This is a genomic window from Methyloversatilis sp. MC4-4 (assembly GCF_049843555.1).
Taxonomy (GTDB): Bacteria; Pseudomonadota; Gammaproteobacteria; order Burkholderiales; family Rhodocyclaceae; genus Methyloversatilis; species Methyloversatilis discipulorum_B.
This window is the reverse complement of record NZ_JBBHZK010000001.1, coordinates 230,664-248,568: the sequence shown is the minus strand read 5'-3', so window position 1 is coordinate 248,568 and position 17,905 is coordinate 230,664. Positions and strand designations below refer to the sequence as shown.

At 67.0% G+C, this 17,905-nt stretch carries 17 protein-coding genes; 2 read left to right on the top strand and 15 right to left on the bottom strand.

Annotation, left to right across the window (positions count from 1 at the left end):
* Nucleotides 1–24: 24 nt before the first annotated feature.
* From WDZ97_RS01170 to WDZ97_RS01120, 11 genes are all read right to left on the bottom strand, one after another.
* Complete coding sequence (locus WDZ97_RS01170; protein ID WP_425761545.1) at nt 25–699, bottom strand: PEP-CTERM sorting domain-containing protein; 675 nt, start codon at nt 697–699, stop codon at nt 25–27.
* A 253-nt stretch (nt 700–952) separates the two neighbouring features.
* Nucleotides 953–1,651 (bottom strand): EF-hand domain-containing protein, encoded by a 699-nt coding sequence (locus tag WDZ97_RS01165; RefSeq protein ID WP_425761544.1) that lies wholly within the window; start codon nt 1,649–1,651, stop codon nt 953–955.
* A 320-nt stretch (nt 1,652–1,971) separates the two neighbouring features.
* The gene (locus tag WDZ97_RS01160) at nt 1,972–3,258 is read right to left on the bottom strand and encodes an ATP-binding protein (RefSeq protein ID WP_425761543.1); all 1,287 of its coding nucleotides are present in this window, start codon (nt 3,256–3,258) and stop codon (nt 1,972–1,974) included.
* The gene (locus tag WDZ97_RS01155; RefSeq protein WP_425761542.1) at nt 3,258–3,959 is read right to left on the bottom strand and encodes a response regulator; all 702 of its coding nucleotides are present in this window, start codon (nt 3,957–3,959) and stop codon (nt 3,258–3,260) included. The genes WDZ97_RS01160 and WDZ97_RS01155 overlap by 1 nt, the downstream gene beginning before the upstream one ends.
* Before the next feature lie 171 nt (nt 3,960–4,130).
* On the bottom strand, nt 4,131–4,925 hold the full coding sequence (locus WDZ97_RS01150) for an ABC transporter ATP-binding protein (RefSeq protein ID WP_304002302.1): 795 nt from the start codon (nt 4,923–4,925) through the stop codon (nt 4,131–4,133).
* Between the two features lie 67 nt (nt 4,926–4,992).
* A complete protein-coding gene (gene ntrB / locus WDZ97_RS01145) occupies nt 4,993–5,907 on the bottom strand; it encodes a nitrate ABC transporter permease (protein ID WP_304002300.1) in 915 nt (304 codons plus the stop codon).
* Nucleotides 5,908–5,960: 53 nt separating this feature from the next.
* Entirely contained in the window at nt 5,961–7,247 is a 1,287-nt protein-coding gene (locus WDZ97_RS01140) for a CmpA/NrtA family ABC transporter substrate-binding protein (RefSeq protein WP_304002298.1), read from the bottom strand.
* 448 nt (nt 7,248–7,695) lie between these two features.
* On the bottom strand, nt 7,696–8,277 hold the full coding sequence (locus tag WDZ97_RS01135; protein WP_304002296.1) for an ANTAR domain-containing response regulator: 582 nt from the start codon (nt 8,275–8,277) through the stop codon (nt 7,696–7,698).
* A 105-nt stretch (nt 8,278–8,382) separates the two neighbouring features.
* Nucleotides 8,383–9,555, bottom strand: coding sequence for a PP2C family protein-serine/threonine phosphatase (locus WDZ97_RS01130; protein WP_425761541.1), 1,173 nt, complete (start codon nt 9,553–9,555; stop codon nt 8,383–8,385).
* Nucleotides 9,552–10,457, bottom strand: a complete 906-nt coding sequence (locus WDZ97_RS01125) for a response regulator (RefSeq protein ID WP_425761540.1) — start codon at nt 10,455–10,457, stop codon at nt 9,552–9,554. Before WDZ97_RS01125 ends, WDZ97_RS01130 begins: the two co-directional genes overlap by 4 nt.
* A 102-nt stretch (nt 10,458–10,559) precedes the next feature.
* Nucleotides 10,560–10,931, bottom strand: coding sequence for a sirohydrochlorin chelatase (locus WDZ97_RS01120; protein WP_304002290.1), 372 nt, complete (start codon nt 10,929–10,931; stop codon nt 10,560–10,562).
* Between the two features lie 84 nt (nt 10,932–11,015).
* Here WDZ97_RS01120 and WDZ97_RS01115 point away from each other — a divergent pair, with 84 nt between their 5' ends.
* Entirely contained in the window at nt 11,016–11,435 is a 420-nt protein-coding gene (locus WDZ97_RS01115) for a response regulator (RefSeq protein WP_425761539.1), read from the top strand.
* Nucleotides 11,436–11,441: 6 nt separating this feature from the next.
* Nucleotides 11,442–11,681, top strand: coding sequence for a response regulator transcription factor (locus tag WDZ97_RS01110; RefSeq protein WP_425762243.1), 240 nt, complete (start codon nt 11,442–11,444; stop codon nt 11,679–11,681).
* Nucleotides 11,682–11,696: 15 nt separating this feature from the next.
* On the opposite strand, the gene WDZ97_RS01105 is transcribed toward WDZ97_RS01110, so the two are convergent.
* The 4 genes from WDZ97_RS01105 to WDZ97_RS01090 all read right to left on the bottom strand — a co-directional run bounded on the left by WDZ97_RS01105 (nt 11,697) and on the right by WDZ97_RS01090 (nt 17,904).
* The gene (locus tag WDZ97_RS01105; RefSeq protein WP_304002286.1) at nt 11,697–13,586 is read right to left on the bottom strand and encodes a hybrid sensor histidine kinase/response regulator; all 1,890 of its coding nucleotides are present in this window, start codon (nt 13,584–13,586) and stop codon (nt 11,697–11,699) included.
* 115 nt (nt 13,587–13,701) lie between these two features.
* The gene (locus tag WDZ97_RS01100; RefSeq protein WP_425761538.1) at nt 13,702–15,732 is read right to left on the bottom strand and encodes a TonB-dependent receptor plug domain-containing protein; all 2,031 of its coding nucleotides are present in this window, start codon (nt 15,730–15,732) and stop codon (nt 13,702–13,704) included.
* 112 nt (nt 15,733–15,844) lie between these two features.
* Entirely contained in the window at nt 15,845–16,489 is a 645-nt protein-coding gene (locus WDZ97_RS01095) for a LutC/YkgG family protein (RefSeq protein WP_304002282.1), read from the bottom strand.
* The gene (locus tag WDZ97_RS01090; protein WP_425761537.1) at nt 16,486–17,904 is read right to left on the bottom strand and encodes a LutB/LldF family L-lactate oxidation iron-sulfur protein; all 1,419 of its coding nucleotides are present in this window, start codon (nt 17,902–17,904) and stop codon (nt 16,486–16,488) included. Before WDZ97_RS01090 ends, WDZ97_RS01095 begins: the two co-directional genes overlap by 4 nt.
* Nucleotide 17,905 lies beyond the last annotated feature (1 nt).

The following is a 17,905-nucleotide window of genomic DNA, read 5'->3' as shown; positions in this document are numbered from 1 at the left end:
AGACTGCGGTTGGCGGACCGGCGATCAGAGGCCGCGCATCCGCCGACGCACCGACAGCGCGATCAGGCCGAGGCCGGACAGCATCAGCGCATAGGTTTCCGGTTCCGGCACGGCAGCGACCTGGTCGATCTGGAACGCCAGCATCTGCGAGAAGCCTGCGTTCAACGTCACGGTGTAGGCACCGACCGGCACGCCCAACGCCGCCAGATCCCACGTGTAGCGGAAGTAGTCGCTGACGCCACCGTTCAGCGTGCTGTCGACCAGCGTGCCGGCGATGGCCTGGCTGCCACCGTTGTAGCTCAGCGTCAGGCTGAAGGGCGTGCCGCCGAACTGGCCGTCGAAGTCGTTGATGATGCCCTGGAACACCAGCGCGGTCGCGCCGGCATCGATGGTGGTGTCGGTGAAGGTGAAAGTGGAGGCGCCGCCGTACAGGCCGAAACCGGCCGGGTAGTGGTCGCCGCTGACGCGGGTGAATATCGCGTCGCCCGAGCCGGCGGCATTCGAGCCGCTGCCGGCGACCAGTTCGTCGACCGTCAGCGCACCGCCGGTGCGGTTGCGGTTCAGTTCGTTCCAGCCATCGAAGGACAGCGACGCCGCCGGATCGACGAACTGCTCATGGGTGCCGTTGGCATGGGCGAAGGCGGATGCCGAGATCAGGACAACGCTGACGACGGAACGGACGAGGACTGACTGCTTCATTGAATCTATCTCCCGATGAACGAAGGTGTTTGCCCGGCCTGGCCTTCTGTCTTCGCTGGGAGGCAATTCGAGGTACTGGCTCCGGACCGGACCTGCCGCCGGATGCCAGAGTGAATTCCCGTCAACGCCCGGGCCATGCCCGTACGTTTATGAGAACGATTCTCATTTTATATAACAACGGCCCTTCGTCAAGCCTGTCGTCGATCGCCCGGCATGTCCGTTCCGGCGCGGGGCTGGAACGGACATGCTGTACTCAGGCGCTGACCGACAGCGTCGATCCGGTACTCGCCGTGCTGCTGTCGCCGGTGTATTCCTGCAGCATCTGAAGCACGCGCGCCAGCATGCGTTCGTCGCGCGCGGTCTCGTCCGGCGGCGGCGGACGACTGTCGGACGACGCGCCTGACGCGGCCTCTTCGGATTCGCGGAACGCCATCGCCTCCTGGAAGCTCACCTTGCCGTCGCCGTCGGTGTCCGCCTCGTCGAAGGACTCGACCAGCGCTGCCAGTTCGCTCGCCTCCGCGCTGCCCGATGCCTCGGCCTCTTCCGCCATCGCGCCCAGCTGCTCTACGCTCATGCCTTCGTCCTCGCCCGCCGGCGGCGGGGGCGGCGGCGGCGGACGGTTGCCCATCGCCTGGCCGACGCGCGACGCGCCGAAACTGTCCTCCAGCTGGTCGGCCACTTTCTGCAGCAGGCTGCCCAGTTCCTGCTCGGTCACCTTGCCGTCGCCGTCGCCGTCCATCGCGCCGAGCAGGTCCTCGGCCGAGGCACTGCTGCCGGTCGATTCCAGCGCCCCGGCCAGATCGCTGCTGTCGATATAGCCCTTGCCGCTGCTGTCCAGCATGGCGAAAACGTCCGCCGCCATCGCCGACGCATCCGGTTTCTGCGGCCGGTTGGCCTGCATTGCCGACTGCATCGCCGAGGCCATGCTGCTGCCCACACCCGATATGCTCATGTCCATGCTCCTGTGTGTATGAGAAATGCGGCCGCCGGCATCGGCAGCCACCGGTCACAGGGCAAGTTATCGGCCCGAAACGGCGCGCCAATCGGCCGTTTCGGGTAAAACCGCGTGAGCGTACGTAAAGGAAAAGGGCTGCGTTGCGCCGCCCTCTTTACACGGCGACACCGCGTCGCGTACCGCAGTGCCCCTTTCGTCATGCGCCGGCAAGTTTCGCCGCCGTCCGCATCGTGCGGAAGCGCCGATGGCCTTCACCGACGCGGCGGTCGACCGGCGCAGCGGCAAGCACTGCCGGCGGGCGACTGTGTAAAGACGCGTCAGTCCTCGGCCGGCAGCCGGATGTCGACGCTCAGGCCCCCGCCTTCGGCATTCGACGCGCGGATGTCTCCGCCATGCGCCTCGACGGCGCGCCGCGCGATCGACAGGCCAAGTCCGGCGCCGGCACTGCCGTCACGGCGTTCGCCGCGGAAAAAGGGATCGAAGATGCGCTCCAGTTCGCCGTCGGCGACGCCGCAACCGCCGTCGCTGATGCTGACGCGGGCGCGCCCATCGGCCCGGTCCAGCGCGATGTGCACCACCGAACCGGCCGGCGCGTACTTCACCGCGTTGCGCAGCACGTTGTCGAAGGTGCGGCGCAGCAGTTCGACCTGCCCCTTGACGACCGGCCCCGCGCCGTCGGTCGACAGCACGACCTCGACGTCGCGCGCAGCCGCCTCGAACCGCGCATCGCCGGCGACATCGTGCAGCAGGGCGTCGAGCGCCACCGGCTGCGGCAGCGTGTGCGCGGCGTCGTGCTCCAGCCGCGCCAGACCCAGCAGTTCGCCGACCAGGGTGTCCAGCCGCGCCGTCTCGCGTTCGACGCGCTCCAGCATCGCTTCGATCCGCGACGGATCCTGCCGCGCCAGACCGATGGCGGCACTCATCCGCGCGAGCGGCGAACGCAGTTCGTGCGACACGTCGTGCAGCAGCCGGCGCTGCGCGTCGACCAGCTGTTCGATGCGTGCCGCCATGCGGTCGAAACCGCGGCCGAGATCGGCGATCTCGTCGCGACGGCGGCCGATCCGTGCCGCCGTACGTACGCCCAGATCGCCGCCGGCCAGTGCATCGAACGCCTGGCTGAGGTGACGCACCGGGCGCGACAGATACCAGGCCAACGCGGCGCTGAAGGTGAGCGCGCCGATCAGCAGCGCGACCACTTCGAGGAAGGGCGGCGGCGGCAGTGGCAGTCCGCCAGCTGCCGACGGCGGTCGATCGCCGCGCGCAGCCGCCAGCACTTTCCACTGCGCGCCTTCGATGGACACGACCCGCGCAGTGTCCAGTCGTTGCGCGCTCACCGTACGTCCGAACAGCTCACTGCCATCTGGCCGCACAAGCAGTGGCAGTGGCACCTGCTGCGCACGCCAGATCTCAAGCAGCGCGACGGTCGCCGGCGGCCCCTGCTCGCGCAGCAGCACCTCGACCGTGTCGGCCATGAGCACCGATTGTGGCCGTGGCCCGCGGCCCTCCCGTGGCCAGATCAGCGACAGCGCCAGCGCCACCAGCAGCGCCGCCACCGCCAGCGCGGCGACGAAGGCGAAGAACAGCTTCCAGAACAGCCGGCCCACTAGGCGCGCACCAGCTGGTAGCCGACGCCCCGCACCGTCTGTATCAGCGGGCGACCGCCGCTGAGCGGCGCCAGCTTCTGCCGGATGGCGCTCACGTGCACATCGATGTTGCGGTCGTAAGGGCCCATCGGCCGGCCCAGCGCCTGCAGCGACAGCTCGGCTTTGGACACCACGCTGCCGGCGTTGCGCGCCAGCACTTCGAGCAGGCCGTATTCGGAACTGGTGAGGGTGAGCAGCGTGTTGCCGTACTCGGCGCAGCGCCGCTGCGGCCACACGGCCAGCGCGCCGACGACGATGGCGTCGTCGCTGGCCGCCTGCGCGCGCGCGCCGCCGATGCGCCGCAGAATCGCGCGCAGCCGCGCCACCAGTTCGCGCGGCGTGCATGGCTTCTGCACGTAGTCGTCGGCGCCCAGTTCGAGCGCGAGCACGCAGTCGATATCGTCGCCACGCGCGGTGAGCATCAGCACCGGCACGCCGGAGAAGGCGCGCAGCCGGCGCAGCACTTCGATGCCGGACACGCGCGGCATCATCACGTCGAGCACGACGATGGCGAAGTCGCCCTGGCGCAGCAGCGTCAGACCGCTTTCTCCATCGGCCGCGCGCTCGACCGCGTACCCTTCATTGGCGATGTACTCGCCGAGCATCGCACTGAGCTCGGCGTCGTCGTCGATCAGCAGAACCCTGTTTGCGTCGGCCGTCATCGGCATGCCTCACCTGTATTCGATGACGGCGATGATAAGCGCCGGAGACTGCTGCGATGGGCGGGATACCGCCCGCGCCACGGTTCATTTCCGCGCCGAGCGCGAGACGATGACACAAATGGAAAAGGCGGACCTCAGCCCGCCCTTCCCGGCGCCGTGGCAACCAGGCCTTCAGGCCGCCTTCTTCACCTGCTTCTGGTACAGGAACTCGAGCAGCGCGGCGCGGTACTCGACGAAGTCGGCGTCATGCGCGAGCTTCAGCCGGTCGCGCGGGCGCGCCAGCTTCACGTCGAGGATTTCGCCTATGGTGGCGGCCGGACCGTTGGTCATCATGACGATGCGGTCGGACAGCAGCACGGCTTCATCGACGTCGTGCGTCACCATCACCACGGTGGCGCCGGTCTTTTCCATCACGCCATTCAGCTCGTCCTGCAGGCTGGCGCGGGTCAGCGCGTCGAGCGCACCGAAGGGCTCGTCCATCAGCAGGATCTTCGGCTCCATCGCGAAGGCACGGGCGATGCCGACGCGCTGCTTCATGCCGCCGGAAATCTCGTGCGGATACTTATGCAGCGCGTGGGTCATGTGCACCATGTCCAGGGCCGCCTCGGCACGCGCCTTCAGCTTGATCTTGCCTTCCTTCTTGCCGAACACGCGCTCGACCGCGAGCAGCACGTTCTCGAAGCAGGTGAGCCAGGGCAGCAGCGAGTGGTTCTGGAACACCACGGCGCGCTCCGGCCCCGGACCGGCGATCTCGCGGCCGTCGCAGATCAGGTTGCCGGAGGTGGGCAGGGTCAGGCCGGCGATCAGGTTCAGCAGCGTGGACTTGCCGCAGCCGGAGTGGCCGATCAGCGTGACGAACTCGCCTTCGGCAATGGTGAGGTCGATGTCGCGCAGCGCGACGAACTTGCCCTTCTTGGTATCGAAGGTCATGCCTGCGTTCTCGACTTTCACGATGGTCTTGCTCATGGTGGTCTCCTCGCGGGCCGGTGCGTGGCACCGGCCGCCTCAGTTCAATGCAATCGTTTGGACGGGATCAGCTGTTGCCGTACGAGAAGCGGCGGGCGAGCAGCAGCAGCGCCTGTTCGAGCAGCAGGCCGACGATGCCGATGACGAAGATGGCGATGATGATGTGCTCCACCTTCAGGTTGTTCCACTCGTCCCACACCCAGAAACCGATGCCCACGCCGCCGGTCAGCATTTCGGCGGCAACGATGACCAGCCAGGCGGTGCCGATGGACAGGCGGATGCCGGTCAGCATGTAGGGCAGCACCGACGGGAACAGGATCTTGGTGACGATCTTCCACTCGTCGAGGTCGAGCACGCGGGCCACGTTCATGTAGTCCTGCGGCACGCGCTGCACGCCGACCGCGGTGTTGATGATCATCGGCCAGATCGAACAGATGAAGATGGTCCAGGTCGCCGCCGGGTCCGCCTGCTTGAACACCAGCAGGCCGATCGGCAGCCAGGCCAGCGGACTGACCGGGCGCAGCAGCGAAATGACCGGATCGAACATCGCGTTCATGAAGGCGAAGCGGCCGATGATGAAGCCGAGCGGAATGCCCACCAGCGCCGCGAAGCCGAAGCCGATGCCGACGCGCTGCAGCGAGGACAGCACGTTCCAGCCTATGCCCATGTCGTTGGGGCCGTTGTTGTAGAAGGGATCGGCGAACAGCACTTTGGCCGCGTCCCATACGGCGAGCGGACCCGGAATGCTGCCGCCCTTGGCCGCCAGCAGCGCCCATACGGCAACCAGCAGCGCCATGCCGGCGATCGGTGGGAACACCGCCTTGAACACCGCGAGCAGGATTTCGGAGATCGGCGTGCGCGGCTCGCGCGGCGCGGCCTTCGCGACCGGCGCAGCCGCTTCGTTGGCGGCCGGAGCCGGCACCGCGGACGGGGTGGCATGCATGGACACGACCTTGTCTGATGTGAGGGTTGCTGCACTCATGACGGATTCCTTTCAGTACCGGTCGGCGCGGAGCAGGCCCCGCGCCGGGAACATTACGCGGCGTTGATCTTGAAGCTGCCGGCGTACTTCTTCGGGTCCTTGCCGTCCCACACGACGCCGTCGATCAGCTTGTGCGTCCGCATGTCGCTCTTCGGCAGCGACACGCCGACCGCGGTGGCGGCCTGCTTGTAGATGTCGGTGCGGTTGATCGCCTTGGCCACCGCCAGGTAGTCGGGGTCGGTCTTGATCAGGCCCCAGCGCTTGTGCTGGGTCAGGAACCACATGCCGTCCGACAGGTAGGGGAAGTTCACCGCGCCGTCATTGAAGAATTTCATCGCGTTCTTGTCGTCCCAGCTCTTGCCCAGACCATTGGAATAGCGGCCCAGCATGCGTTCCAGGATGACGTCCATGTCGGTGTTGATGTAGGACTTGGCGGCCACCGTTTCGGCGGTCTTGCGACGGTTGGCGAGCGAGGCGTCGATCCAGCGCGACGCTTCGAGCACGGCCGAGGTCATCGCACGCGCGGTGTTCGGGTACTTGCTCACCCACTCCGCCGTCGTGCCCAGCACCTTTTCCGGGTGATCGACCCAGATGTCCTGGGTGGTGACCGCGGTGAAGCCGATCTTGTCGATGATGGCGCGGTTGTTCCACGGCTCGCCGACGCAGAAGCCGTCCATGTTGCCGACCCGCATATTGGCCACCATCTGCGGAGGCGGCACGGTGATCACCTTGACGTCCTTCATCGGGTTGATGCCATTGGCCGCCAGCCAGTAGTACAGCCACATCGCGTGGGTGCCGGTCGGGAAGGTCTGGGCGAAGGTGTATTCACCCGGCTTGGCCGCGATCAGCTTCTGCAGGCTGGCGCCGTCGGTCACACCCTGGTCCTTCAGCTTGTTGGCGAGCGTGATGGCCTGACCGTTGTTGTTCAGCGTCATCAGGTTGGCCATGTCCTTCTTCGGACCGCCAACGCCCAGATGCACGCCGTAGATCAGGCCGTACAGCACGTGCGCGGCATCCAGTTCGCCATTCACCAGCTTGTCGCGCACCGCAGCCCACGACGCTTCCTTCGACGGGATGATCTTGATGCCGTACTTCTCGTCGAACTTCTCCACCGCCGCCATCACGACGCTGGAACAGTCGGTCAGCGGGATGAAGCCGATGCGCACTTCCTTCTTCTCGGGGGCGTCGGAACCGGCGGCCCAGGCCGCCGAACGCACGCCAGGGGGGACCATGCTCATCAGCGAAGCTCCCACACCGAGTGCGGCGCCCTGCTTGAGAAAGCTGCGGCGCGTCGCGCTGGTGTCAATGACGCTGTCTGCCTGCTTCGGATGCTCAGCCATCGTGTTCTCCGTAGTTTCATGATCGATTCCAGAATGAAAAAAGGGTGTGCATCCGCGGCTGAGAAGCCGACCGGATGGACACCCTTGTCCCTTATGGAGGCTTCTCGCCTCGCTGGCCGCAACCACGTTGTTGCGCCTTGAACGGTGATAAGCACGGGGCGTGCCAACCCTGAAAATCAAGAACAAACACGTTTTTTTTCAATGGCTTGAAAGCCAAACCGAAAACTGGACACGAAGGTGCGGTCCGATACGACCGCACTTGTGCGGTGCGACAGCAGCGTGCGTACGCACCATGTCGAACCGGCGCATGCATGCCGAGGGCGTGACGCCATCCGCCGTCGGCCTACTCGCGAGGGTGCGCGGCAATGGCGGATGGCCCATGCACGGCGCAGCGATACGCCGCGCCGACGGAAAGGTCTGCAAAGGGAAGAAGGAAGGGCTCAGCCGGTCAGCCGAGCAGGCGTGCGGTGGCGATGAAGTCTTCGGACACGGCGGCGATGGTCTTGCCGCGCTCCATCGCGAGTTTGCGCAGCGTGTGATAGGCGGCGTCCTCGTCGATACCCCGCAACTTCATCAGGATGCCCTTGGCGCGGTCGACCGAAATGCGCTCGCTCAGCTTCTGCCGCGCCTCGTCGCGCGAGCGGCGCAGTTCCTGGTGCTCTTCGAAACGGGCCAGCGCCACATCGATCACCGGCTTGATGCGCTTCGGCTCCAGGCCATCGACCACATAGGCCGAAACGCCTGCCTTCATCGCGCGGCGTATGGTCTTGCTGTCCGAATCATTGGCGAACACCACGACCGGGCGCGGCATTTCGCGGTCCATCGCCGCCATGTTCTCCAGCGTGTCGCGCGACGGCGAATCGGTCTGGATCAGGATGACGTCCGGCTTGATTTCCTCGACCTTCATGTGCAGGTCGTAGGCGCTCGACAGTACCGCGGCCACCTGGTAACCGGCGCAGGCGAGCCCGGCGCAGATTTCAGCGGCGCGCTTGCGCGATTCGTCTACCACCAGGACATTGAGAACGGCCATTGTTCAGTCAGGAAAGGAATTCCGGACCAGGGCGATGCAATCGCCGTGCCAAGCTCCGCCCGGCGCGCCGCAAATCAAGCTGCGACAAGGACTTGCGCGCGGGCCTCAATCGAGGTCGATCACCATCAGCGACACGTCGTCGTGCGCCAGCGCCCCGTCCAGATGCATGGCGAGTGCGGCGCGCACCGCATCGTGGCGCCGAGCCGGCGCATTGTCGTGCAGCACCTGCTCGAACCGCTGCTGGCCGAAGGCGTCACCGCCGATGCCCAGCGCCTCGACCAGTCCATCCGAACACAGCACCAGCTGGTCGCCGGGCGTCCAGGTGAAGCGCTGCGGCGGCACGTCCATCGCGTCGTCGACGTCGATGCCGAGCGGCAGATTGGCCGACGCGAAGCGCTCGATCACCGCACCACTGCGATCCAGCCACAGCACCTCGGGCGTACCGCCCACCCAGACCTCGCCCTCACCGGCGTCCAGACGCACCATGGTGGCCGCGACGAAACGACCGACCGGCAGCGTAGACATCAGGTGGCGATTGATTTCGCTGGCCATCAGGCCGAGCGACAGGTTCTTCTTGGCCATGCCGAAGAACACCTGCAGCACTGGCAGCACGCTGATCGCTGCCGCCAGGCCGTGGCCGGTCGCGTCCGCCAGCAGCGCATAGAGTGCACCGGACGGCGAATGCGACACCGCGACGATATCACCCGAGAACTGTGCGGTCGGTGTGACCGAGTAGCGCACACGACGATCGTCGACCGCCTTGCCCTGCACCTGACGCTCGATCACGTGTCGCGCGAACTCGATTTCCTCCTCCTGTTCGGCGCGGTAGTTCGCCATGCTGGCGTGCATGACGATCTGGCGCGCGCAGTTGGCGAGTTTGGCGGTCAGGATGGCGAAATTGATCGGCTTGGTCAGGTAGTCGTCGGCGCCGGCTTCAAGGCCGGCAATCATGTCGGCGTCGTCGGAGCGGGCGGACAGCAGCAGTATCGGCAGGAAAGTGTCGGCCGCCAGCCGGCGCAGCTCGCGCGTCGCCTCCAGTCCGTCCATGCCGGGCATCACCACGTCCATCAGCACGACGTCGGGGCGGTAGGCCCGGTAGGCCTGCACCGCACCGGCACCGTCCGAGGCTTCGATGCAGCGGTGGCCGAGCCGGCGCACCAGCGCGCTGACGGTCGCCCGGCCGACCAGGGTGTCGTCGACCACCAGCACCGTCATCTGCCGCAACGGCGCGGCAGCCTGCTGTGCCGTTGCTGGTTGCGCCATGCCGACTGCAGTCATGGCAGTTCCACCGTTGCCGTGACCACGTTGCCGCAGCCCTTGTATTCGAGGCTGCGGAAGCACAACTGCCGCGCCATCGCGATGCCGCGACCGTTCGGGTCGAAGGCGCGCCCGGGGTCGAAGTCGAGATAGCGCGCGAAATCGAAGCCCGCGCCGTCGTCGCTCACTGTGTAGCGTACGGCCTCGTCGCTGCATTCGATCTGCAGACGCGCACGCCGTCCGGCGTACTCCGGCAGCCGCAGACGCCGTTCGACCTCTTCCTGCCAGCAATCTTCCAGCCGCAGCCGCGATTTCTCGGCATAGCTGATGCCGAGATTGCCGTGCTCGACGGCGTTGATCATGAGTTCGCTCAGGCCCATCACGATGTTCTCGGGCTCGGGCGCTACCAGCGAGGCCAGCGAGGCCAGCTCGGTCGCCTGACCCAGCGTGCTGAACTCGAAGTCGGCGCGGCGCAGCGCACCCATGGCGCGACGCATGCCCTCGGCCTGCAACTGTATTTCGCGGGTGCGGTGCGCCTCTTCCAGCGCCGATTTGACGATGGCCAACAGCGCATCCGGTTCGTAGGGCTTGGTGAGGTAGTAGCGGGCACCAGCCTGCAAGCCCTCGCGCACCTGGTCGGGCGTCGCGGCGGCGGTCTGCATGATGACCGGCAGGCCGCTCAGGCGCGGCGTGCGGCGCACGCGCCGCAGCAGTTCCATGCCATCGAGTCGCGGCATCATGCGGTCGAGCACCAGCAGGTCGAAATCGATCTCGGCATTGTCGAGGTATTCCCAGGCCTCGACACCGTCGCGCGCCATGGTCAGCTCGTAACCCTGTCCGTCGAGGTACTCGCCGATGATTTCGAGGTTGAAGGGCTCGTCATCGACGACCAGAAGTCTGACCGGGGCCGACATGCTCACCATAGGGTAGTGCTCCGCGTTGTGGGCGAGCGGCGGGCCTTGGAGTCCGTCGCCCCCCGCTCATCGCAAGCTGTAACGGCAACGTAACCGACGGCTTGAGCGCGCTCAACTGGCCAGCGCAGAGCGCGCCACCTCGGCCATCACCGCCTGTACGCGCGGGTCCTCGCCGACCGCGGTGGCGAGGTCGATGCGCAGCGACGGATGACGGGCGCGCGCCGCGTCGAGCTGCGCCGGCAGGTCGCGCCGCACATGCCCGCTCTGCGCGATGAACATCGGCAGCACGGCAATGCGCGTGACGCCGACCGCGGCGAGCCGGTCGCACGCCTGCTCCAGCGTCGGTTCGAGGAATTCGAGAAAGGCCAGCTCGACCTGCGGTGCACCGTCGCCGGCTGCCACCTGCGCCGCCACTTCGCGCAGCGGGCGCGCCCATTCCGGATCGCGCGATCCGTGTCCAAACAGGATGAGGCCGTGATTCAAGACATGTTCTCCGTTGCGCTGCGGCAGAATTGCAAACACTGCAGCATATAAAATCCGTCCGTCGCCCGATTGCGAGAAACGCCCATGCAGGTAATGATCGTCGAAGACCAGCCGCTCGTCGTGGAAGGCCTGCGCAGCGTGCTGACCGAAATCGACAGCGAGCCGGACATCCGCTGCGCCCTGCTGGCCTCGCGCGCACTGACCATGCTGCGCGGCGGCCTGCGTCCCGATCTGGTCATGCTCGACCTGAACCTGCCGGACGCCGAAGGCACGACCTTGCTGACGCAACTGCGCAGCGAATTCCCGGACGTGCCGGTGGTGGTCATTTCGGCGCAGGACGACCGGCACACCATCACCGACGCCATCGACCAGGGTGCGATGGGTTTCATCTCCAAAAGTTCGACCACTTCGGTGCTGGTCAGCGCGCTGCAGCTGGTACTCAAGGGCGGCATCTACGTGCCGCAGCAGGTGCTCGACGACGCCATCCACCCGCAGCCGCCGTGACCGACGATACAGGACCTCGCCGACATCGGCCTGACGCCGCGCCAGATACAGGTGCTCGGGCTGATGATCGAAGGCATGCCGAACAAGCTGATCTGCCGCGAACTGGGCATTTCGGACGGCACAGCCAAGACCCACATTTCGACCATCCTGCGTCTGCTCGGGGTGAAGAACCGCACGCAGGCGGTGTTCGCGCTGTCGCAGATGGGCATACGCCTGCCGCGACGGCCGCCGAAGACCCAGGCCTGACGTGCCCGGGCGGCGTCAGGCGTCCTCGGCGGCGTCGAGCAGGCCGCCGATGACCGCGTCGAGCACCACCGGTCGCACCGGTTTGGCGACCAGCGGAATGCCGTGCGCCTCCAGTTCGATCTCGAGCTCACGCGTGGCCGCCAGTCCGGTCATGATCAGCGCCGGAATGTGCTCGCCCAGTTCACGCCGCAGCGACAGCACCGCCGACAGACCATCCAGACCGTCTCCGAGCTGGTAGTCGCTGATGATGAAATCGGGCGCGCCTGCCTGACGCAGCTGGCGCAGCACGAAGTCGGGCGAGGTGCCCGACACCACGTCGATGCCGACCGACGCCAGCAGTGACTGCAGCGACTGCAGGATGGCCGGATCGTCGTCGATCAGTGCGACGCGACGGTTGGCCAGCCGCCGCAGGCCCTGCAGTTCATCCTCGACCTCCGCCGGCACGAAGGCGTGCACGCGCGGCACGGTCACGCTGAAGTTCGAACCGCGCCCGGGGCGCGAACGCACCGCCAGCGCATGGCCGAGCAGCGTGCACAACCGGCGCACGATGGCGAGCCCCAGTCCCATGCCGCGGCCACCGCTCCCCGGGTCGGTGCCGGGCAGGCGCACGAACTCGTCGAACACGTCGTCGATGCGCTCCGGCGGAATGCCCTGGCCGCTGTCGCGTACCTCGATGCGCAGCACCTCGTTGCCGAGCCAGCGCACGCCGACGAACACGGCACCCTGTGCGGTATAGCGCAGCGCGTTCGACACCAGATTGGCGAGCACGCGTTCGAGCAGCAGCGGGTCGGAACGGCACCAGGCGCGCGTCGGATACAGTTCGAAGCGCAGGCCCTTCTCCGCCGCCTGTGCCTCGAAGGTGAGGCGCAGGCTTTCGAACACGCGCCCGAGCGGAAAGTCAGTGATGCGCGGCTGGGTGGCGCCGGATTCCAGCCGGGCGACGTCGAGCAGCACGTCGCGCATGTTCTCCAGCTTCATCGACGAGCGCTCGAGCCGGGTCAGCAGACCGCTGCTTTCGTCGTCGCGCAGGCGCAGCTTCAGCGTACGGATGTCCAGGCCCATCGCCATCAGCGGCTGGCTCAAGTCGTGCAGCAGCGCATCGACGAACTGGGTCTTGGCCCGGCTCGCCTGCTCGGCCCTCTCCTTCTGCTGCTGCAACTGAGCGGTCGCATCGAGCACCCGCTGTTCGAGGTCGGCCCGTGCCCCGCTGAGCGTGACGGCCATCCGGTTGATGCCATCCTCCAGCACCTGCATGATGCCGCGCGCACCGGTGCGCGCCCGCGCCGAGAAGTCGCCCTGTTCGATGCGGCGCACGGTGTCGGCCAGCGCGCGCACCGGCGCGGTGGCGCCGTCGGACAGGATGCGCGCGAACAGGCCCGCCAGCAGCAGCCCACCGGCAGTGATCAGCGCCGCACTGACGATCAGTTCGCGTCGCGCCTGCGCACTGCCCAGCCGCGACACCTGCACCACGACCACGCCGAGCCGGCTGACCGCGGGCGCCGCGTCACCGTCGTCGAACAGCGGGTCGGGTCGCGCCTGCACGCTGAACACGGGCGCGGCGAACAGATGGTAATCGTCGGTACTTTCGAGCAGCGCCGGCGCACCGAGGCCATCGGTCACGCTGCGTTCCGGCATGCGCGTGCGCCCGGCCCGCGCCAGCACCACGTGGTCGCGGTCGAACACGACCAGCCCGTCGACATCGCGCTCGCGCAGCGACGCGTCGGCGATCGATTGCAGGATGTCGATGTTGCCGGCGAACAGACCGTACTCGGAGGCCGGCGCCAGGCTGGCGGTCAGCAGCATGGCGCGGTCGATCAGCGCGCGTTCGATGTCGGCGATGCGGGTGGACGTGAAATGGACGGCGAGCGCCAGCGCGATCGCCACCGATGGCAGCAGCGCAGCCACCAGCACGCGGCTGCGGAATCCGAGTCGATTGAGTCCGAACCGACTCCGCACCCCGCCTCCTTGCGTAGACCGCCTGTTTATCCGGCGATCATGATACGGGATCGCAGCGGTCGCTTCAGAACCAGCTGGAGCGCAACGTCAGCATGGTCTGCCGGGCGACGCGGTTGAACGGCACGCGTGCGCCCTGATCGTCGTTGAAGGTTTCGTAGCCCGGACCGATGTCGGTCACCGCCAGTGCAGCCTCCCACGTCATGTTGCCGCTGCGGAATTTCTTCGCTACCCGCGCATCCATCGTCTGATAGGCACGCACGCGCTTGCTGCCGTTCAGGTAGTGCGCCGAATTGACGCCGAACAGCGTCGCGGCGATCGACCAGTCGTGACTGAACTGCTCCATCCAGGTCAGCGACCAGGACGACGTCGGAATCGTATCCGAATAGCAGGTCTGCCCCGGGTCGCACACCGGTTCGGAACTGATGCGCGGGATCGCGTGCGACCACCAGATCTCGCGACCGTCGCCACGATAGCGGTACTGGTACTCGATACCGGTGATCTGCGCGCCCGGGCCCTCGATGTAGGTCCGCCCGCGTTCGAGGTAATCCGGATCCTCGTAGCGCGTTTCGGTGATCAGATGATTGAAGCGCTCGTGGAACACGCGCACGTCCAGCGTGGACGATCCGAACTGCCCGACGTAGCCCAGTTCCGCCGAATCGAGCCGTTCGGGCTGCAGCCCCGGGGTGCCGACATAGGTGCGAATGACGCGGCCGGCAAACTGCGGCGGCAGGAAGGGAATGAGTTGCGGATAGATGAAGCGCGAATCGCCGCGTGCCTCGATCAGCGCCGGCTGGCGGAAGGCGCGGCTCACACCGGCCTTGATCGCATGCTGCGGCGTCACGTGCAGCGTGGCGAACACGCGCGGCGACGCCTGCGGGCTCTGGTTCTGGAAACGCTCGATCATGTTGCCGAAGTTGAAGGTCCAGTACTCGTTCGGCCGCCATTCGGCATTGGCGGACACGCGGAACAGACCTTGAGACTCGCGCCCGGTAACGAAGAACATGCGATCCGAGCGCAGTTCGTCGCGACGGAATTCGGCACCCAGCGCCAGCCGCCAGTCGCTGACTGGCACGAACTGGTATTGCAAATCGAGGTTCTGGCGGGTCGCGGTACGGTTGTAATCGATCGGCAGACGCAGCGGGCCAAGCACGCCGAACCACTCTTCGCGTCCCCTGTCCTCATTGTGGTAGTAGCCGACCGACCACTCGTGATCGGTCGCCACGATGCGGCGGAAGCGCAGATGGGCAAACCAGTTGTCGGTGCGCACATCGCGGAACCCGTTGGCGTTGTCGGTATTTCCGGTCGCACCGAACGGATAGCCAACGCCGCGATAGCCGCTGCTCTGTCCTGCCATCAGGCTGATCTCGTCGGAGCCGTTCAGCGCCAGGTCGGCGCGCAGCGTCGACGCGTTCAGTCGCGCATCGTCGTTGCGGTGTTCGAAACCTTCGTCGCCCATGGTGCGCGCATTGATGGCGACGCTGAGCGGGCCGAAACTGCGGCGCATACGCGCCGACAGGTCGGACACATTGCGGCTGCCGCCGGTCAGGGCCACGCTGGCCGCCGGGCCGTCGATGCTGGAACGGGTGACGATATTGACCACGCCCGCCACCGCGTTCGATCCATAGGTGGCCGCATTCGAACCACGCACGACCTCGATGCGCTCGATCTCGTCCATCGTCAGCGGCAGCGCATCCCAGTCCACATAGCCGTACAGATAGGGCGAATAGACCGAGCGGCCGTCGATCAGTACCTGCATCCGGTTCGGATTCAGCGTGCCGAGGCCGTGATAGAACAGCGCCGGCGAATGCCCGGTGTCACTCATCACGTTCATGCCCGGCACCAGACGCAACAGTTGCGGCAGGCGGCGATAGCCGAGGCGCTCGATATCCTCGCGGGTGAACAACGTGACCGCACCCGGCGCGTCGTCGATGCGCTGCGGCATGCGGGTCATCGACAGCACGACCGGCAGGTCGTCGTCGAGGAAGGGCGATTCCGGCTCGTCCTGCGCCCGCGCGTCGGACATCGCCAACGCGAGCGGAAACAGGCAGAGGGCGAGATGGCGGCGGGCGTAACGACCTTTTGGCTGTGCGGACATATGCGGCTGGACAGGCGATTCTTGTTCGGTGACTTCTTGGCGGGCCGAGCCTCGCTTGGCGCGGATTATCCGTGCAAACCGCCCCGACCGACAGCCTCCGGGACTGTCGTGCTCAGCCGACGATCAGCAGATGCACGCGGTAGGGGCCATGGGCGCCAAGCACGATGGTCTGTTCGATATCGGCCGTGCGCGACGGTCCTGAAACGAAATTGACCGCCCGCGGCCAGGCTGACAGTTCGCGCCGTGCCTCGGCCCAGGCGGCTTCCATGTCGGCGACGATGTGCTGGCGCGGAACCACCGCGATATGCGTTTCCGGCAGCAGACTGTTGACGGCCGGCGACTGCGGCCCGGAACAGAGCATCAGCGTGCCGGTTTCGGCGATGGCGCGGAAGCAGCCGGTGACGCCGACCAGATCGTCGCCGGTCGCCGCCCCGACGCGCGCCTCCAGACCGGCGCCGGCCCAGTCCAGCGCGGCCAGCGCCGGGACGACGACCACCGTCGTCGGTAGCCCGTGCCCGCGCAGCCAGTCGGCGCAGTGCGCAGGCACTTCGGCTTCGGTGGCGCAGCGGTCCACGCTGGAAATCATCGCCCGTGCGCGCTCGATGAAACGATCGAGCAAGGCATCCGCAGCGGCGCGCGGCCCGGTCTGCCGGAGCGCCAGCGTTGCCTCGACGCGCTCGCGTGCGGCCAAGGTCGTGCTGTCCGTGCGGCCCAATTGACGGCGCAGGCGACCGAGGATGTCGTCGCGCACGCTCATTGCCCGCCTCCGCGCCGGCGCTCGGCGTAGAGCTCACGGAAGGTCTTCGCCGCCGGCGCCGGAAAGTCGCGCTGCGCGGTCCAGCCCGGCGCGACACCCATCACCTGTATGCGGTCGCGGCCATCGGCCAGCCAGCGCAGATAGCGAACGGCGACGCGGGTGCCTAGCGCGTACAGCGTCGGTCGCGCCGCGACCCAGGCCCACAGCTTGGTGGCGATGCGCTCCGACCAGGGCCGCAGGCCGCGCTCGACCTGCTTCTCGCGCAGCGTGCGCATCAGCTCCGGCAGCGGAATCGACACCGGGCAGACGACGCCGCACTGGTTGCACAGCGTCGCCGCGTGCGGCAGGTCCATCGCCTTGTCCAGCCCCTGGTAGAGCGGCGTCAGTACCGAACCCATGGGCCCGGGATAGACCCAGCCATAGGAATGACCGCCTATCGTCTGGTACACCGGGCAATGGTTCATGCAGGCGCCGCAGCGTATGCAGCGCAACATGGCTTCGAATTCGCTGCCCAGCAGATCAGCGCGACCGCCATCGACCAGCACGAAATACATGTGCTCCGGACCGTCTGCATCGCCGGCCTGCTTCGGGCCGGTCAGCATCGACACGTAGTTGGTGATGGCCTGGCCGGTGGCCGAACGCGGCAGGATGCGCAGCAGCGTGGCCAGATCCTCCAGCGTCGGAATCACCTTCTCGATGCCGGTCAGCGCGACATGCGCGCGCGGCAGCGTGGTGCACAGCCGGCCGTTACCCTCGTTGGTGACGATGGCGACCGAGCCGGTTTCGGCGACCAGGAAGTTGCCACCGGACAGGCCCATGTCGGCGCCGAGGAATTCCGGCCGCAGCACCGCCCGCGCCTCGTGAGTCAGCTCTTCGATATCGGTCTTGGGCGCGGTGCCATGCACGCGCGCGAACAGTTCGGACACCTGCTCCTTCGACTTGTGGATCACCGGCATGATGATGTGCGACGGTGGCTCGTTGTCGTTGATCTGCAGGATGTACTCGCCGAGGTCGGTCTCGACCGGGCGAATGCCGGCAGCCTCGAGCGCGGCGTTCAGCCCCGCCTCTTCCGACACCATGGACTTGGATTTCACCACCGTACGCACGCCGTGACGGCGCGCGATGTCGATGATCAGTTCGCAGGCGTGGTCGCCGTCGCGCGCCCACAGCACGGTGGCGCCGCGCTCGATCGCCTTCTGTTCGAAACGCTCCAGCCAGACGTCGAGATCGCGCAGCACCGAGGCGCGGATTTCGGTGGCGCGTGCGCGCACCGCGTCGAAATCGGGGAAGGCGGCCACGGCCGCGGCACGCGACGCCGCATTGCGGCCGCGCGTGCGTTTCAGGTTGCGCTGCAGTTCCGGGTCGTCGAGCCGCTGACGCACCCGCGACACGAAGTGCATCGAGCGAACTTCCATG